Source organism: Dactylosporangium sp. NBC_01737, from assembly GCF_035963215.1.
Taxonomy (GTDB): domain Bacteria; phylum Actinomycetota; class Actinomycetes; order Mycobacteriales; family Micromonosporaceae; genus Dactylosporangium.
In genome coordinates this window covers 7920018-7936048 of the sequence record NZ_CP109153.1, presented here as the reverse complement: position 1 = coordinate 7936048, position 16031 = coordinate 7920018, and the positions used below count along the sequence as shown (strand labels likewise).

The 16031-nt window shown below is 72.4% G+C and carries 13 protein-coding genes; all 13 read right to left on the bottom strand.

Going from position 1 to position 16031, the window contains the following annotated elements; all coding sequences use genetic code 11:
• Position 1: 1 nt before the first annotated feature.
• The 13 genes from OHA72_RS36210 to OHA72_RS36150 all read right to left on the bottom strand — a co-directional run bounded on the left by OHA72_RS36210 (position 2) and on the right by OHA72_RS36150 (position 16030).
• Positions 2 to 1207 (bottom strand): sarcosine oxidase subunit beta family protein, encoded by a 1206-nt coding sequence (locus OHA72_RS36210; protein WP_327000553.1) that lies wholly within the window; start codon positions 1205 to 1207, stop codon positions 2 to 4.
• Positions 1204 to 3639, bottom strand: a complete 2436-nt coding sequence (locus OHA72_RS36205) for a GcvT family protein (protein WP_327000552.1) — start codon at positions 3637 to 3639, stop codon at positions 1204 to 1206. Before OHA72_RS36205 ends, OHA72_RS36210 begins: the two co-directional genes overlap by 4 nt.
• A gap of 103 nt (positions 3640 to 3742) precedes the next feature.
• The gene (locus OHA72_RS36200; protein ID WP_327011736.1) at positions 3743 to 4723 is read right to left on the bottom strand and encodes an ABC transporter substrate-binding protein; all 981 of its coding nucleotides are present in this window, start codon (positions 4721 to 4723) and stop codon (positions 3743 to 3745) included.
• A gap of 28 nt (positions 4724 to 4751) precedes the next feature.
• Positions 4752 to 6740, bottom strand: a complete 1989-nt coding sequence (locus tag OHA72_RS36195) for an ABC transporter permease subunit (RefSeq protein ID WP_442788374.1) — start codon at positions 6738 to 6740, stop codon at positions 4752 to 4754.
• Positions 6740 to 7813: a quaternary amine ABC transporter ATP-binding protein gene (locus OHA72_RS36190; RefSeq protein WP_327000551.1), complete on the bottom strand. Its 1074-nt coding sequence runs from the start codon at positions 7811 to 7813 to the stop codon at positions 6740 to 6742. The genes OHA72_RS36195 and OHA72_RS36190 overlap by 1 nt, the downstream gene beginning before the upstream one ends.
• Positions 7814 to 7818: 5 nt before the next feature.
• Entirely contained in the window at positions 7819 to 9291 is a 1473-nt protein-coding gene (locus tag OHA72_RS36185) for an aldehyde dehydrogenase family protein (RefSeq protein ID WP_327000550.1), read from the bottom strand.
• Positions 9292 to 9480: 189 nt separating this feature from the next.
• Positions 9481 to 10251 (bottom strand): IclR family transcriptional regulator, encoded by a 771-nt coding sequence (locus tag OHA72_RS36180; protein ID WP_327000549.1) that lies wholly within the window; start codon positions 10249 to 10251, stop codon positions 9481 to 9483.
• A 107-nt stretch (positions 10252 to 10358) separates the two neighbouring features.
• Positions 10359 to 10694, bottom strand: a complete 336-nt coding sequence (locus tag OHA72_RS36175) for a sensor histidine kinase (protein WP_327000548.1) — start codon at positions 10692 to 10694, stop codon at positions 10359 to 10361.
• Positions 10631 to 11686 carry a sensor histidine kinase gene (locus OHA72_RS36170; RefSeq protein ID WP_327000547.1) on the bottom strand — a complete coding sequence of 352 codons (1056 nt, stop codon included), beginning with the start codon at positions 11684 to 11686 and terminating at the stop codon, positions 10631 to 10633. Before OHA72_RS36170 ends, OHA72_RS36175 begins: the two co-directional genes overlap by 64 nt.
• Positions 11683 to 12345, bottom strand: coding sequence for a response regulator transcription factor (locus OHA72_RS36165; RefSeq protein ID WP_327000546.1), 663 nt, complete (start codon positions 12343 to 12345; stop codon positions 11683 to 11685). The genes OHA72_RS36170 and OHA72_RS36165 overlap by 4 nt, the downstream gene beginning before the upstream one ends.
• 54 nt (positions 12346 to 12399) lie before the next feature.
• Positions 12400 to 13674, bottom strand: coding sequence for a cation:proton antiporter (locus OHA72_RS36160; protein ID WP_327000545.1), 1275 nt, complete (start codon positions 13672 to 13674; stop codon positions 12400 to 12402).
• The gene (locus tag OHA72_RS36155; protein ID WP_327000544.1) at positions 13671 to 15008 is read right to left on the bottom strand and encodes a cytochrome P450; all 1338 of its coding nucleotides are present in this window, start codon (positions 15006 to 15008) and stop codon (positions 13671 to 13673) included. The genes OHA72_RS36160 and OHA72_RS36155 overlap by 4 nt, the downstream gene beginning before the upstream one ends.
• Positions 15002 to 16030, bottom strand: a complete 1029-nt coding sequence (locus OHA72_RS36150) for an alpha-hydroxy acid oxidase (RefSeq protein WP_327000543.1) — start codon at positions 16028 to 16030, stop codon at positions 15002 to 15004. The genes OHA72_RS36155 and OHA72_RS36150 overlap by 7 nt, the downstream gene beginning before the upstream one ends.
• Position 16031: the final 1 nt, after the last annotated feature.

The window sequence follows — 16031 nt, the reverse complement described above, 5'->3', positions numbered from 1 at the left end:
CTCAGTGCGCCACGGCCGCGGCGCCGTGCTCGTCGACCAGTGCACCGGTGGTGAACCGTTCGAGCGCGAACGGTGCGGCGAGCGGGTGGGGGCGCCCGCCGGCGATCGTGTCGGCGTAGACCCAGCCGGCGCCCGGCGTCGCCTTGAACCCGCCGGTGCCCCAGCCGCAGTTGATGAAGAGGTTCCCGACCGGGGTGAGCCCGAGGATCGGCGACGCGTCCGGCGACACGTCGACGATGCCGGCCCAGGTCCGCAGCACGTGCGCGCGGGCGAAGATCGGGAACAGCTCGACCGCGGCGGCGAGCTGGCTCTCGATGACGTGGAACGAGCCACGCTGGCCGTAGCCGTTGTACGCGTCGATGCCGGCGCCCATCACCAGCTCGCCCTTGTGCGCCTGCGACACGTAGACGTGCACGGCGTTGGACATGACGACCGTGTTGAGCACCTGCTCGAGCAGTTCGCTCACGAGCGCCTGCAGCGGGTGGCTCTGCAGCGGCAGCCGGAACCCGAGCGACGCGGCCAGCACCGACGTGTGCCCGGCGGCGCACAGCGCCACCCGACCGGCCTCGATCGTTCCCCGGCTCGTCGTGACGCCGGTGACCCGCTCGCCGTCGCGGAGGAACCCGGTCACCTCGCAGTTCTGGATGAGGTGGACGCCGAGGCGATGCGCGGCCCGCGCGTAGGCCCACGCGACGTAGTCGTGCTTGGCGATGCCGCCGCGCGGCTGGAAGGTGGCCCCCATGATCGGGTACCGGAGGTCCTCGGAGACGTTGATGATCGGCACGAGCTTCTTCACCTCGGCCGGGGTGAGCCACTCGGCGTCGATCCCGTTGAGCCGGTTGGCATTGACCCGGCGCCGGCCTTCCCGGACGTCGGACAGGTTGTGCGCGAGGTTGAGCACGCCGCGCTGGCTGAACAGGATGTCGTAGTCGAGGTCGTCGGCGAGCGTCTCCCACAGCCGCAGCGAGTGCTCGTAGATCGCGGCGCTCTCGTCCCACAGGTAGTTGGAGCGGATGATCGTGGTGTTGCGGGCCATGTTGCCGCCCGCGAGCCAGCCGCGCTCCAGCACCGCGACGTTCGTGATGCCGTGGTTGCGGGCCAGGTAGTACGCGGTGGCCAGGCCGTGCCCGCCGGCGCCGACGATGACGACGTCGTATCCGCGCCGCAGCTCGGGTTCGGCCCACAGGAACTCCGGCGGTTCCGTCATGACCGCAGCCTTTGCATTCCCGGGTCGAACAGCGGCTCCGCGGTCACGATCGCGTCGACGCGCTCGTCGAAGTAGCCGATCTGCACGCTCGTGCCGGGCACCGACAGCTCGGCCGGCAGCCACGCGTAGGCGATGCCGCGCCCGATCGTGTAGCCGTACGCGGCGCTGGTGACGTAGCCGACGCAGCGCGGCCCGTCGTACACCGGCTCCTTGCCGAGCACCACCTGTGCCGGGTCCTCGATGGTGAGGCAGGTCAGCTTGCGCCGGGGTTCGTCGCGCCGGTGCAGGGCCGACCGTCCGATGAATTCGCCTTTGTTCATGTGTACCGCGAAGCCGAGGCCCGCCTCGTACGGGTCGTGCTCGGGCGTCATGTCCACGCCGAACGCGCGGTACCCCTTCTCCAGGCGGAGGCTGGTGAACGCGCCCCGGCCGGCGGCGATGACGCCGAGGTGCTGCCCGGCCTGCCACAGCGTGTCCCACAGCTTCAGCCCGAGATCCGCGGTGGTGTACAGCTCCCAGCCCAGCTCGCCCACATAGGACAGTCGCAGCGCGGTGACCGGCACCGTGCCGACGTAGGTGCGGGTGCCGCGGAAGTAGCGCAGCCCGTCGTTGGACAGGTCGGTGGTCGTGAGCGGTTGCAGCAGTTGCCGCGCGAGCGGCCCCCACACCCCGACGCAGCACGTGCCGGCGGTGACATCGCGCACGACGACGCCCGGCGCCCCGTCGCCCGTCGCGGCCGCCCGCCGGTTGAGCCAGTCCAGGTCGAGGTTGCCGTTGGCGCCGACCTGGAACTCGTCGGGGCCGACGCGGGCGACGGTGATGTCGCTGCGGATCCCGCCGCGCTCGTCGAGCAGCAGGCAGTAGGTGACCGAGCCGACGGACTTGTCCAGCTGGCCGGTGCTCAGCCGCTGCAGGAACGCCAGCGCGCCCGGCCCGCTCACCTCGATGCGTTTGAGCGCCGACATGTCGAACAGCGCGACCCGCTCGCGCGTGACCTGTGCCTCGGCGCCGACGATCGGCGACCAGTACCGGGCTGCCCACGCGTTGGGCCGGGGGATGTCACGGCCGTCGAGCAGGCCGGCGTTCGCCTCGTACCACTGTGGACGTTCCCAGCCGGACGCCTCCAGGAAGTAGGCACCCAGCTCCTGCTGCCGCGGGTAGAACGGGCTGGTCCGCAGCGGCCGCGGCGCCTGCATCGGCTGCAGCGGATGGATGATGTCGTACACCTCGACGTAGTTCTGGCAGTCGCGCATGCGCACGTACTCGGGGCCGCGCTGGTGCGGCTCGAACCGGTTGACGTCGCAGTCGTGCAGGTCCGTCGTGGCGGCGCCGTCGACGAGCCATTCGGCCATGGCGCGGGCCACGCCCGCGGAGTGCGTCACCCAGACGGCCTCGGCCACCCAGAAGCCGGCGACCTGCGCGGACTCGCCCATCAGCGGCATGTTGTCGGGCGTGAAGGAGAAGAGCCCGTTGAACCCCGTGTCCAGCTTCGCTTCCCGCGTCGACGGGAGCAGCTGCTGGGTGTGCTGCCAGGCCGGGGCGAAGTCGGCCTCGGTGAACGGCAGCATCGACGGCATCGTCTCGGCGGTGTCCATGGCGGGGTCCACGGCGACGATCTCGTCCGCGTCGATCGGCAGCGGGCGGTGGCCGTACCAGCCGATGCCGAGGCGGTCGTAGCGCTCGCGGAAGTACAGGTCGCGGTCCTGGTGGCGCAGGATCGGGTGGGTCGCCTCGGCGGTCTGCCCGGCGAGCGCCGGGACCTGGCCGGTCCACGCCAGCTGGTGCGCGAGCGGCGTGAGCGGCAGCGTCATGCCGACCATGCGGGCCACGCGCGGGCCCCAGATGCCGGCGCAGCAGACCACGACGTCGGCCGGAAACTCGCCCTGGGCGGTGACGACCGCGCGCACCCGTCCGCCGGTGACCCGGACGTCGAGCACCTCGTGGCCACCGAGGAACGTCGCGCCGCGGGCCTGCGCCGCGTGGGCCTGCGCCTCGGCGGCGGCGACGGTGCGGGCGAGGCCGTCGCTGGGCACGTACAGCCCGCCGAGCACGCGATCCGCCGCGATGAGCGGGTGCAGGTCGGCGCAGGCCTGCGGCGGGATGATCTCCGCACCGATCCCCCACGCGGTGGCCCAGCCGTGCCGGCGGTGCAGCTCCGCAAGGCGTTGCGGCGTCGTGGCCAGCTCCAGGCCGCCGACCTGGTTGAAGCAGCCCAGCTCCACGTACTTGCGCACGGTGTACTGCGCGAAGTCGGCGAGGGTCTTGGCGCCGTTGGTCTGGAACACCAGCCCCGGCGCGTGCGAACTGGAGCCGCCGGTGGCGAACAGGGGCCCCTGATCCAGGACGGTGACGTCGGTCCAGCCGCGGGCCGTCAGCTCGTCGGCGAGGGCGCACCCGACGATGCCGGCGCCGATGATGACGACCCGAGGCATAACGCCCTCCGTCCGTGTTTCGTATCCCGCAACACAAAACGTATTACGCAACAGTCTGCGGTCGTGCCGCCGCACCCGTCAAGGGCGCGGCGGCCGCCAGCGACTAACCGAGCCAGGCCTTGACCTTGTCGGGGTTGGCGTCGATCCACTTCTTCGCCGCCGCCTGCGGCGTCATGTTGTTCACGGCGATGTCCTGGGCGACCAGGTTCTGGTCGTCGTTGGTCCAGTTGAAGTTCTTCACCACGGCCACCGCCGGGCTGCCCGAATCGGCGAACTTCTTGCTCACGACCTTGTTCAGCGTGTACGGCGGGTAGCCGCACGCGACCTTCTGCGGGTCGGCGTCGCACCCGGCGGTGTAGGGAGGCAGCTCGACGCGCACGAGCTTGAGCTCACTGAAGAACCACTGCGGCTCGTAGAAGTAGCCGATGACCGCCTTCTTCTGGGCCTCGGCCTGCCGGAACGCCTGGATCAGCGCGGTCTCGCTGCCCGCGAAGACCACCTTGAAGTTCAGCTTCAGGTTGGTGACCAGCGCCGCGTCGTTGGTGACGAACGACGGTTCGCCGTCCAGGAACTGGCCCTTGCCGCCGGACTCGGAGGTCTTGAACAAGTCCGCGTACTTGTTGAGGTTCTCCCACTTGGTGATGTCCGGGTACTGCTTGGCCAGCCACGGCGGCACGTACCAGCCGATGTAGCCGATGTTCTTGGTCGGCCCGAAGTCGACCGCCACCTTCTGCTCGGTGATGTACTTCTTCGCCAGGTCCTCGTGACCCCAGTTCTCCACGATCACGTCTACCTCGCCGGTGCTGAAGCCCTGCCAGGAGACCTGCTCGTCGATGTTCTTCTCCACCACGGTGCAGCCGAGCCTGTCCTTGAGGACCTGCCCGAGCACCGTACCGTTGGCCGTGTAGCCCACCCAGGCGTTCATCGCGAGGTTGACCGTGCCACAGGGCGTGGCGCTGCCACTGGCGGCCGGGGCGCCGCCACCGATCTTCTCGCCACCGCAGCCGGCGAGCGCCAGGCCCACGACCGCGGTGAGCGCCACCCCCCGGACCGACCGTCTCGACGTCCTCAACACCGAACTCAGCACGCTCGATCTCCTCCTTCTGTCGTACTCAGTGGTGCGCCCGCCCGGTCCGGTTGGCGGCCGCCCGCGCGGTCCGGTCCAGCAGAACCCCGAGCAGGACGATCGCGGCGCCGGCCGCCAGGCCTTTGCCGAACAGGCTGATCTGCGCGAAGCCGGCGACGACGTCGTAGCCCAGCGCGCCGGCGCCGACGAGGCCGCCGACCACGACCATGGAAAGGACGTAGATGATTCCCTGGTTGGCGGCCAGCGCGAGACCACGCCGGGCCATCGGCAGCTGGACCTTGGTGATGATCTGCCAGGTCGTCGACCCGGAGGCGGTGGCGGCCTCGACGGTTGAGTGCGGCACGCCCCGCACGGCGTCGGCGACGAGCTTGATGGCGGCCGGCGCGGCGTAGACGACCGCCGCGGTGATCGCGGTCAGCCGGCTCGCCCCGAACAGGCCGAGGAACGGCACGAGATAGACGAACGCCGGCATGGTCTGGCCCGCGTCCAGGACCGGCCGGATCACCCGGTCGGCGGCGGCGTTGCGGGCCATCCACACGCCGACGACGACGCCCAGGAGCATCACGATGACCGTGGCGACCAGCGTGGCCGCGAGGGTGAACATGGCGTCGTACCAGACGCCGAGGGCGACGATCAGCCCGAGGCAGCCGGCCGTGACGACGGCCGCGACCCGCCCGCCGAGCAGCAGCGCCAGCAGCACCACGGCGGAGCCGGTGAGGTACCACGGCCCCTCGGCCAGGACCGCCTGCAGCGGGTTGAGCAGGCCGTAGCTGATGATGTCCTTGAACGCGCCGGTGACCCCGGCCAGGTGCAGCTGCACCCAGTTCGTGGCCGAGTCCACCGCGCTGATGATGGTCCCGCCCAGGTTCGGGGCGGTGCCGGGGAACGAGGCGGCCCACACATACGTGTGCGAGAGGTACACGCAGACGATCGTCACCGCCGTCAGGGCGAGCACGGCGAGCCGGCGGTCGAACCAGATCCGGCCCCCGGCGCGGTCGGTGCGGTGGGGCCGGGCCCGCTGGCTCGCGGCCGTCGTCGTGCGGTCCAGGACGATCGCCATGACGACGATCGCGAGCCCGGCGTTGAAGGCCACCCCGACCTTGAGCGTCGTCAGCGCGCGGATGATGGTCTGCCCGACGCCGGGCGCGGCGATGAGCGCCGCGATGGTCACCATCGACAGCGCTGCCATGATGGTCTGGTTCAGCCCCACCACGATGGTCCGCTTCGCCATCGGCAGCTGCACCCGGGTGAGGATCTGCCATCGGGTGGAGCCCATCGCCCGGGCGGCCTCGACGGTCGAGGAGTCGACGTCGCGGATGCCGTGGGCGGTGATCCGGATGATCGGCGGTATCGCATAGATGAACGTCGCGATGACCGCGGACGCCGGCCCGATCAGGAAGAACAGCGCCAGCGGCGCCAGGTACACGTACGACGGCATCGTCTGCATGAAGTCGAGCACCGGGGTGACCACCGCGTCGACCCGGCGGTTCACGCCGGCCCAGATGCCCAGCGGCAGTCCGAACAGCACGGTCAGCAGCACCGTGGCGAGGGTCAGCGCGAGCGTGTCCATGCTCTCCTGCCACAGCCCCTGCAGGCCGAAGAGCACGAAGCCGGCGGCGGTGAGCAGCGCGACGCGCCAGTTGCCGAACCCGTAGGCGAGCGTGGTGGCGATCGCCACGACGCCGAGCCAGCCGATCTGCGGCACCGGGCGATCGGCGCTCGGCTGGCTGATGAGGTGCTGGATGAACGTGACGAAGGCGTCGATCGCCGAGCGGATGTCGTTGAGGAAGTACACGAAGACCGGGTTGGAGTTCCGGCTCGCGCCGATCGCGTCGTTGAGCCGGTTCAGCCGCAGATGCACCGAGGTCAGCTCGGCGTTGTCCAGCGCGAGCGTGGCGTGCCCGCGCAGGGCGACCCACAGCAGGAGCCAGACGGCGAGGACGACCGGCACGCCCCAGCGCGGGTCCAGGCGGGCGAGCCGGCGCCGTGGCACGCTCATCCCGGCGGCGGCCATCAGCCGTCCCCCGCCCGTTCCGCGGCGATCACGGCCAGGATCTCCGGCGCGCCGACCACCCCGACGACCTCGTCGCCGGCCTGCACCCGGATCGGGCGGTCCGCGCCGAGCACGGCACGGACCGCGTCACGGATGACCACGTCGGCGGCGAGCACCGGACCGTCCAGCGGATCGTCCGGCGTCGCGGGCCTGGCGATCCAGCGCAGCGTGAGCACGTCGGAGCGGGGCACGTCGCGGACGAAGTCGCGCACGTAGTCGTCGGCGGGCGCGCCGACCACCTCGTCCGGCCGTCCGATCTGAACGATCTCGCCGTCGCGCATCACCAGGATGCGGTCGCCGAGCTTGAGCGCCTCGCTCAGATCGTGCGTGATGAAGACCATCGTCTTGCCCACCTCGCGGTGCAGCCGGATGACCTCGTTCTGCATGTCGCGGCGGATCAGCGGGTCGAGCGCGGAGAACGGCTCGTCGAAGAAGAGGATCTCCGGATCGACGGCGAGGGCGCGGGCCAGGCCGACGCGCTGCTGCATGCCGCCGGAGAGCTGGTCGGGGTACAGCTGCTCGCGGCCCGTCAGCCCGACCAGGTCGACCATCTGCTGTGCCCGGGCCCGCCGCTGCGCCTTCTTCTCGCCGCGTACCTCCAGCCCGTACGCGACGTTGCCCAGGACCCGGCGGTGCGGGAGCAGACCGAAGTGCTGGAACACCATCGAGAAGCGGTGCCGGCGCAGTTCGCGCAGCTCGACGGCGCCCGCCTCGCGGATGTCCTCGCCGTGCAGGAGGATCTGCCCGGCCGTCGGCTCGACCAGCCGGGTCAGGCACCGGATGAGCGTCGACTTGCCCGAGCCGGACAACCCCATGACGACGAACACCTCGCCGGGCCGCACGTCGAACGAGACATCGCGTACCGCGGCGACGCACCCGGTCCTGGCCATCAGCTCGCCGCCGCGCAGGTCGGCCTCGGGCCGGCCGATGATCTTCCCGGCCCGGGGTCCGAAGATCTTCCACAGTCCCTTGACCGCGAAGACCGGCTCGATCTGCTGCTCGGCGCCCTGCACGGGCGCCTGGAGCACGGACATGCGCCTCACCGTCCCTCTGGTTCGGATCCGAACCACCGCTGCGGCCTCGGCCGGACGTTCTGCCAGATGTGCTTGGTCTCGCGATACTCGGCCAGGCCGCTCGGCCCCAGCTCCCGGCCGACGCCGGAGCGCTTGAAGCCGCCCCACTCCGCCTGCGGGACGTACGGGTGGTAGTCGTTGATCCAGACGGTGCCGTGGCGCAGCCTCGCCGCGACCCGCTGGGCCTTGCCGGCGTCCTGCGTCCACACGGCGCCGGCCAGGCCGTAGATCGTGTCGTTGGCGATGCGGACCGCCTCGTCCTCGGTCCGGAACCGCTCGACGGTGAGCACCGGGCCGAACGACTCCTCCTGCACCACCCGCATTCCGGTGTGGCACCCGTCGAGGATCGTCGGCCGGTAGAAGTGCCCGAGCTCGCCTTCGCGCCGGCCACCGCAGACGAGCCGGGCGCCCTCGGCCAGGCCCATCGCGACGTAGGCCTCGACCTTGGCCAGGTGCGCCGCCGAGATGAGCGGACCGGCCTCGGCGTCCGGATCGAACGGGCCGCCGAGCCGGATCCGGCCGGCCCGCGCGGCCAGCTCGGCGACGAAGTCGTCGTGCATGCCGTCCTGCACCACGAGTCGCGCGCCGGCCGAGCAGACCTGGCCCGAGTGCAGGAACACGGCGGTCAGCGCGTAGTCGAGTGCGGTCTCGACGTCGGCGTCGGCGAACACCACGTTGGGGTTCTTGCCGCCCAGCTCCAGCGCGACCTTCTTCACCGTGCCGGCGGCGGCGGCCATGACCCGCCGCCCGGTGTCCAGCCCGCCGGTGAACGACACCAGGTCGACATCGGGGTGGACGGCCAGCGGCGCGCCCGCCGCCGGACCGGCGCCGAGCACGAGATTGGCCACGCCGGGCGGGACCGCGGCGTCCTCCAGCAGGCGTACCAGCAGGATGCTGGTCGACGGCGTCAGCTCGCTCGGTTTGAGGACGAACGTGTTGCCCGCCGCGAGGGCCGGCGCGACCTTCCACGAGGCCTGCAGCAGCGGGTAGTTCCACGGCGTGATGAGCCCGCAGACGCCGACCGGCTCGTGCACGATCCGGCTGATCGCGTCCGGGTTGCCGGTGTCGACGACGCGACCCGCGTCAGTGCCGGCCAGGCCGCCGTAGTAGCGGAACACGGCCGCCGCGTCGGCGACGTCGTACTCGCTCTCGACCAGCCGTTTGCCGGTGTCCAGCGACTCGGCCCGGGCGATCTCGTCCCGGTCGCGCATGAGCAGGTCGGCGACGCGAAGCAGCATGGCTCCGCGTTCGACCGCGGGCGTCGAGGGCCACCGGCCCTCGTCGAAGGCGGCCCGCGCGGCGGCGATGGCGGCCTCGGTGTCGGCCGGGCCGGCCTCGTCGACCGTGGCGACGTGCCTGCCGTCGGCCGGACAGACGATGTCGCGCCGTCCGCCTCCCGAGGACTGCGTCCACTTGCCTGCGATGAACAGTTCCGGCATGAGACCTCGATGTCCGGGGCGCGTGTCTCCGCAGGGCGTGTTGCATACAGCGCAACTCGTCTTGCTATGCGCGACAGTGTCCGCCCGGCAGACATCGACAGTCAAGGCCTTCGAAGAGTCGTGAGCGATCCTCTACATCGCCGAAACGCGGTCGCGATGTTCAGGAACGGCCGGGTACGTCCGGGACCGTCAGGACGCGCCCAGTCGGCGGGAGACCTCGTCGGCGCAGCGCCGCACGGCCTCGGCCACCTCGGGCACCCGCAGCGGGGTCAGCCGGAAGCTCGGGCCGGACGCGCTCACCGCCGCCACCACCGCACCGTCCAGGTTGCGCACCGGCGCGGCGACAGCGGTCAGGCCGATCTCCAGCTCATCGACGGTCGTGGCGTAGCCGCGGGCGCGCGTGTCGACCAGTTCGGCCTCCAGCCGGACCGCGTCGACCAGCGTGTGGTCGGTGTAGCGCTCCAGTGGCCGGGCGAGGCACTCGGCAAGCAGGTGCGGCGCGAGGTACGCGAGCAGCACCTTGCCGTTGGAGGTGGCGTGCAGCGCGAGGCGCTGGCCCACCCAGTTGCGGGTCTGCAGCGCCGACGGCCCGGCGACCTGGTCCACGTACAGCGCCTCACCGTCCGCCAGCACCGCGATGTTGATCGTCTCGCCGACCTCCCGGGCCAGCGCCTCGCACACGGGCCGGCTCTCCTGCACCAGGTCGAGGCGGGCGGTGGTGGCGCCGGCCAGGCGCAGGATGCCCACGCCGAGCCGGTACTTGCCCCGGTCGACGTTCTGGGCCACCAGGCCACGGTTCTCCAGCGCGGTCACCAGCCGGAACGCGGTGGACTTGTGCACGCCGAGCTCCGCGGCGATCTCGGTGACCCCGGCCTCGCCCGCACGGGCCAGGATCTCCAGTACCGTGACCGCGCGATCCACCGACTGGACCGGCGAGCCGTTGTGCGAACTGTTGCCCATGGAGCAACAGTATGTCCCGCGTCGTTGAGCCGGGGCGGCCGGAGGTGATTGTGTCCGGTGAGCCCGCGACGGTGGACACGTCCAGGCGGTCGGCCCGTGGGCCAGGGTCAGGACCGGCCGCGGCGGGCGGGTGGGTGCGCGGTCGGCAGGCGGACGGTGAAGGAGGCGCCGGCGCCCGGGTGGGCGTCGGCGGTGATGGTGCCGCCGTGGCTGGTGACCACCTCGCGGAGCAGGGCGAGGCCCAGGCCGTAGCGGCGGTCGCCGGCGCCCGCGCCGCGGTGGAAGCGGTCGAAGATGCGTTCGGCGTCGGCCGGGTCGAAGCCGGCGCCGGTGTCGGCGACCACCACCTGGGCGGTGCCGTCGCCGGGGTCGAGCACGGTCACGTCGATGCTGCCGCCGTCCGGGAGGTGGGCGAGGGCGTTGTTGAGCAGTTCGCCCAGCACGCGGCGCAGGGCCGACTCGATCCCGGGCACCGGCACGGGCCGGTCCGGTGCGGTGAGGGACAGGGTCTGGCCGTGCTCGGCGGCGCGGTCGGTCTCCGCGTCCACCGCGTCGGCGGCGAGGGCCACCAGGTCGACCGGGGCGGCCGCGGGCCGACCGGCCGGGGCCGCGCCGAGGCGCGCCGACAGCAGCAGCTCCTCGACGATCTCACCGAGCCGTCGGGTGCCGTTGACGAGCCGCTCCAGCTCGCGCCGGTCGACCGTGACCGCGACCCCGGCGGCCGGCGCGGCAGCGGGCGGGACCCCGGCACCACGGCGGACACGGACACGGGCGCCGCGGACACGGGCACCGCGTCGGGCGGGGCGCAGGCACGGCGGGCGAGGAGCTGGGCGCGGGTGTGGACCTGGGCGATCGGCGTGCGCAGTTCGTGGCTGGCGTCGGCGACGAACCGGCGCTGCCGGTCGAGCGCGTCGATCAGCGGCGCCACGGCGCGCCTGCCGACCAGCACGCCGGTCAGGATCGCGGCGAGGAGTCCGACCAGGGCCGCCAGGGTGAAGGCCCACAACAGGTGCCGGCGGTCGGCGACCTGGAACCGTGCGTCGAACACGACCTGCGTGACGGTGTCGCCGCGGCGTTCGGTGTGCACGTAGTAGACGGTGTCGTTGCGGGTGACCTTGATGTCCGGCACGTTGCCGGTGGTCAGGGCCTGGTCGGCCACGTCGCGGAGCGGGAAGCCCGGCGGGGGCGGGTTGTTCACCCCGGTCAGGACGCCGCTGTCGAACCGGAAGACCCAGCTGCATGCGGGTGGCCCGGCTATCGTGCCGTTCGCCGCACCCCAGGCCAGCTCGCGGCGGATCTGGTCCTCCTGGCTGTGCAGCAGCAGGGCGTAGGAGATCCCGCCGACCAGTGCCAGCAGCGCCGTGATGGCCAGCCCCGCACCGAGGCCGAGCCGCAGCCGCGCCCGGCGGACGAGGACGAACTCCGGGGCCGTCACAGGGCCCCCAGCCGGTACCCGAGGCCGTGCACGGTGCGGATCGCCGTGCGCCCGAGCTTGCGGCGCAGGTAGTACACGTAGGTGTCCACAATGGATGCCGCGGCGGCCTCGTCGAAGACCCGGCGGCGCAGCTCGGCCCGGGAGTGCACGCCGGCCGGGCGGGCCGCGAGCACCCGCAGCAGCTCGAACTCCCGGGCGGACAGCGCCACCCGGGTGCCGTCCGCCAGGACCACGTCGCGCGCGGTGAGGTCGAGCCGGCCGGTGCCGACCGGCAGGAACTCCCCCGGCGACGGTGTGCGGCGGCACAGGGCCCGCACCCGGGCGCTGAGCTCGTCGAGTTCGAACGGCTTGGCCAGGTAGTCGTCCGCGCCCGCGTCGAGCCCGGCGACCCGGTCGTCCACGGCGCCCAGCGCGGTGAGCATCAGTGCCCGGGCCGGCACCGCCCGCGAGCGAAGCCGGGTGACCAGGTCGAGGCCGTCGAGCGCGGGCAGCAGCCGGTCGATGACCATCACGTCGTACGGCCGGGTCAGCCCCAGGTGCAGCCCGCGCTGCCCGTCGCGCGCATGGTCGACGTGGTAGCCCTCGTCGGTCAGGGTCCCCGTCAGCAGATCGCCGAGTTCCGCGTCATCCTCGACCAGGAGGAGCCGGTTGATGCGCATCCATCGACCATTGCATATGTTCCCGGCGCGCATGAGTGATGGTTGTCTCTTCCATCACTTTCGAAAACCGGAACCCACCAGCTCGGCGTCGTCCTCCGCCGGGCTCGTCCGGGCCTCCCGGCGCTCGATCCAGCTCAGCAGCGGCGTGGTCATCAGCGTCGTGACCAGGGCGACCAGCACCAGCACGGTGAACAGGGCCGGGGTGACGATGCCGGCCTCGAGGCCCACGTTGAGCGCGATGAGCTGCATCAGGCCCCGGGCGTTCATCAGCGCGCCGACGCGCAACGCGACACCGTTGGGCTCGCCACGCAGCCGGGCCGCGCCCCAGCACGCACCGAACTTGCCGGCGATGGCGGACGCGACGCAGGCGACCGCGAACAGCAGCACGGCCGGGTCGCCGAGCAGGCCGAACTCGGTGCGCAGGCCGGAGAAGGTGAAGAAGAGGGGCAGGAACACGATGGCGGCGACCGGGGTGAGGGTGTCGACGACCTTGTCGGTGCGGGCGGTGTGCGGCATGACCACCCCGACCGCGAAGGCGCCGAAGACCGCGTACAGGCCGATCTCGTCGGTGTACCAGGCAACCAGGAAGAGCAGCACGACCGTGCCCAGCAGCCGCGCCTGGTCGCCGAGGCGGTCGCTGCCCATCAGGGCGCCGGTCAGCCGCCGGCCGCCGAACCAGAGCGCCAGTCCGAAGAGGACCGCGCCGCCGCCGGTGACGATCGCCGGGCCCGGCCGGCCCGAGGCGACGGCGAGCACCCCGGCGAGCATGATCCACGCGACCATGTCGTCGATCGCGCCGCTGGCCAGCGAGAGCGAGCCGTGCCGGGTGCCGGCCTGGCCCCGCTCGGTGATGATCCGGGCGAGCATCGGAAACGCGGTGATGGCGAGCGCCACGCCGACGAAGGCCGCGGTGACGCCGAGCGGTACGCCCGCCTTCTGCACCGGCACGACCCCGGCGGTCACCAGCACCAGCAGGATGCCGAGCACCAGCGGCGCGGTCACCCCCGCCAGCGAGACCGCGCCGGCGGTGCCGGCCAGCCGGGTGCTGCGGTGCCCGGTGAACGCGTAGCCGGCCTGGAACATGAACAGGACGAGCCCGACCTGGCCGACCACGTACAGGATCGGCAGCAGCTGGGCCGGGAACAGCGCGTGCTGCACGCCGGGAAACAGCAGGCCCAGCAGCGACGGCCCGAGCAGCACGCCGGCCAGCATCTCGCTCACCACGGCGGGCTGGCCGGCCCGGCCGAGCAGCCAGGCGACGGCCTTGCAGAAGAGCAGGATCACGGCGACGGCGATGAAGAACCTCGGCGCGAGCTCGGTGGGCGTCATGGGCGGACCTCCTTGAAGTAGGTGGTGCAGAGGCACCGGCGACGGGCGTCGACGACCATCCAGGTACCGAAGACCAGTTGCCGCAGTGACCGTCCGACGCCGGACCACCGGTCGCGCTGCCGCTGGGCCGCCAGTCGCAGGCGACCGGGGCCGGCGATCCCGGCCGGCGTCAGGTACGCGGGCCCTCGGCTGGGCAGCGAGCGGGTGTGCACGGCGCAGGAGGTGAGGGTGTAGCGGCGCAGCACCTCACGGGTGGCGGCGCGCAGCATCACCGGGGCCGCCCCGCGGGCCGGGCAGGCCCGGTTGGCGACCACGCCGTACGGGATGAAGTGCGCGTCCCGGCGGGCGAGCGTCAGCCAGCGGTCCGGGTCGAACGCGTCGTCCGCGGCCGGACCGGTGCGCTGGAAGGCGAGGTAGTTGAACAGCAGGACGGATCCGGCCGGGAGCGTGACCCGGTCGTCGACGACGATGGGCGCCGAGGTGATCCGGTGCGCGACCCCGAACAGCGGGTGCACCCGCAGCGTCTCGTCGATGAACCGGTCCAGCGCGGCGTCGTCGCCGGGGTCCGGCACCACATCGGCGTGTGTGGCAGCGTTGAGCAGCACGTGCGCCATCGCCTCGGACATCTGGACCACCGCCGTGTTGAAGAAGGCGCCCTGCAGGTACCAGGCGGTCTCCCGGTCGGTGAACGGTGGCGGCAGCAGGACCGGGCAGGTGCCGTGCTCGATGCGGCCGAGCAGGTAGCGGGTCAGCCGGTCGCGCCGGTCCATGTGCCGCAGGCTCGTCCCCTTGAGCGCGGTCACGACGTCGTCCGCGTTCGCCACGATCAGCTCGCGGGCGGCGGGCGGGCAGGGCTCACCGAAGACCAGTTCGTAGTACACCTCGGCCCAGACCGGCATCATGAGGTCGCGCAGTCGCGTGTGGACGGTCCGGCCGGCCGGCAGCGCGTCGAGCCGGCGCCGGGTGGCGGTCTCCGCCAGTTCCTCCGAGCGTGCGTGGGGCACGGCGAGCACCTGCCGGGTCGTCCTCGCCACGCTGCGGTACCGCTCACCCGGCTCCAGATGCTCCTGATGCATCTGCGGGCCGGGGGCCAGCCAGTACCAGAACAGGTCGGAGAGGCCCGCGCCGCGGCTGCGCCCGTCGGCGGCCGGGTCGGCGTAGACGCGCTCGAAGTGCTCGGCGCCGACCAGCGGGCCGGGCACCGGTATGCCCTCCACCCCGTTGACCCGGGTGAAGATCCACTCCCGGAGCACGACGACCGCGGACGGCAGCCAGCGCGGCATGCACCACACCACGGGCGCCCCGGCGACGATGAGCACCAGCGCGGTCAGCATCGGGCGGCTACGAGGTCGCCGGTCAGGTCGGCCGGGCGGCGCACCCCGGCCAGTGCGAGCGCCCGGTCCAGGTCCTCGCGCAGCAGGTCGAGCACCCGCAGCACCCCGTCGCCGCCGTCCGCGGCGAGCCCCCACAGCACGGGCCGGCCGACGAGCACGGCGGCGGCGCCCAGCGCGAGGGCGGTCAGGATGTCGGCGCCGCACCGGATGCCGCCGTCCAGCAGGATCGGCAGCCGCCCGCCGACGGCCTTCACGACCGCCGGCAGTGCGTCCACAGTGGACAGCACGCCGTCGAGCTGCCGGCCGCCGTGGTTGGAGACGAGGACCGCGGACACCCCGTGCTCGACCGCGAGCTCCGCGTCGGCCGGGTGCAACAGTCCCTTGAGGACGATCGGCAGCCCGGTGATGCCCCGCAGCCAGTCGATGCGGTCCCAGCCGAGCTCCGCGTCCATCACGATGTCACGCACGCGGCCGGTGTCGTCGCGCATGTTCTCGCAGACCAGCCCGGCAGGCAGGTCGGTGAAGCCGTTGCGCCGGTCCCGTTCGCGGCGACCGAACACCGGCGAGTCCACGGTCACCACCAGCGCCCGGCAGCCGGCCCGCTCGGCCCGCCGGACGACGGCCGCGGTGAACGCCAGGTCCGGCTGCGGATACAGCTGGAACCACAGCGGGCCGCCGGCCGCGGCGATGTCCTCGATCGGTGTGGTCGCCGCCATGCTGACGACCAGCACGGTCCCGGCCGCGGCGGCGCCACGGGCCGTGGCGAGCTCACCGTCGGGGTGCGCGAGCCGGTGGAACGCGGTCGGCGCGACCAGCAGGGGCGCACTCAGCCGCGTGCCGAACAGCGTGGTACGCAGGTCCCGCGGGCCGGTGGCACGCAGCACCCGCGGTACCAGTCGAAGGCGTTGAAACGCCTCCTCGTTGGCCCGCAGCGTCCGCTCGTCACCGGCCCCGCCCGCGAAGAAGTCCCAGTGCGTCGGGTCGAGCCTGGCCCGGGCCCGAGCCGCCAGCTCGGTGAGCATC

Bases quoted from the DNA above. Each gene is read 5' to 3' on its own strand.
- OHA72_RS36150 (WP_327000543.1), bottom strand. From the start codon at position 16,030: ATGCTCACCGAGCTGGCGGCTCGGGCCCGGGCCAGGCTCGACCCGACG.
- OHA72_RS36190 (WP_327000551.1), bottom strand. From the start codon at position 7,813: ATGTCCGTGCTCCAGGCGCCCGTGCAGGGCGCCGAGCAGCAGATCGAG.
- OHA72_RS36155 (WP_327000544.1), bottom strand. From the start codon at position 15,008: ATGCTGACCGCGCTGGTGCTCATCGTCGCCGGGGCGCCCGTGGTGTGG.
- OHA72_RS36205 (WP_327000552.1), bottom strand. From the start codon at position 3,639: ATGCCTCGGGTCGTCATCATCGGCGCCGGCATCGTCGGGTGCGCCCTC.
- OHA72_RS36185 (WP_327000550.1), bottom strand. From the start codon at position 9,291: ATGCCGGAACTGTTCATCGCAGGCAAGTGGACGCAGTCCTCGGGAGGC.
- OHA72_RS36180 (WP_327000549.1), bottom strand. From the start codon at position 10,251: ATGGGCAACAGTTCGCACAACGGCTCGCCGGTCCAGTCGGTGGATCGC.
- OHA72_RS36195 (WP_442788374.1), bottom strand. From the start codon at position 6,740: ATGGCCGCCGCCGGGATGAGCGTGCCACGGCGCCGGCTCGCCCGCCTG.
- OHA72_RS36210 (WP_327000553.1), bottom strand. From the start codon at position 1,207: ATGACGGAACCGCCGGAGTTCCTGTGGGCCGAACCCGAGCTGCGGCGC.
- OHA72_RS36160 (WP_327000545.1), bottom strand. From the start codon at position 13,674: ATGACGCCCACCGAGCTCGCGCCGAGGTTCTTCATCGCCGTCGCCGTG.
- OHA72_RS36165 (WP_327000546.1), bottom strand. From the start codon at position 12,345: ATGCGCATCAACCGGCTCCTCCTGGTCGAGGATGACGCGGAACTCGGC.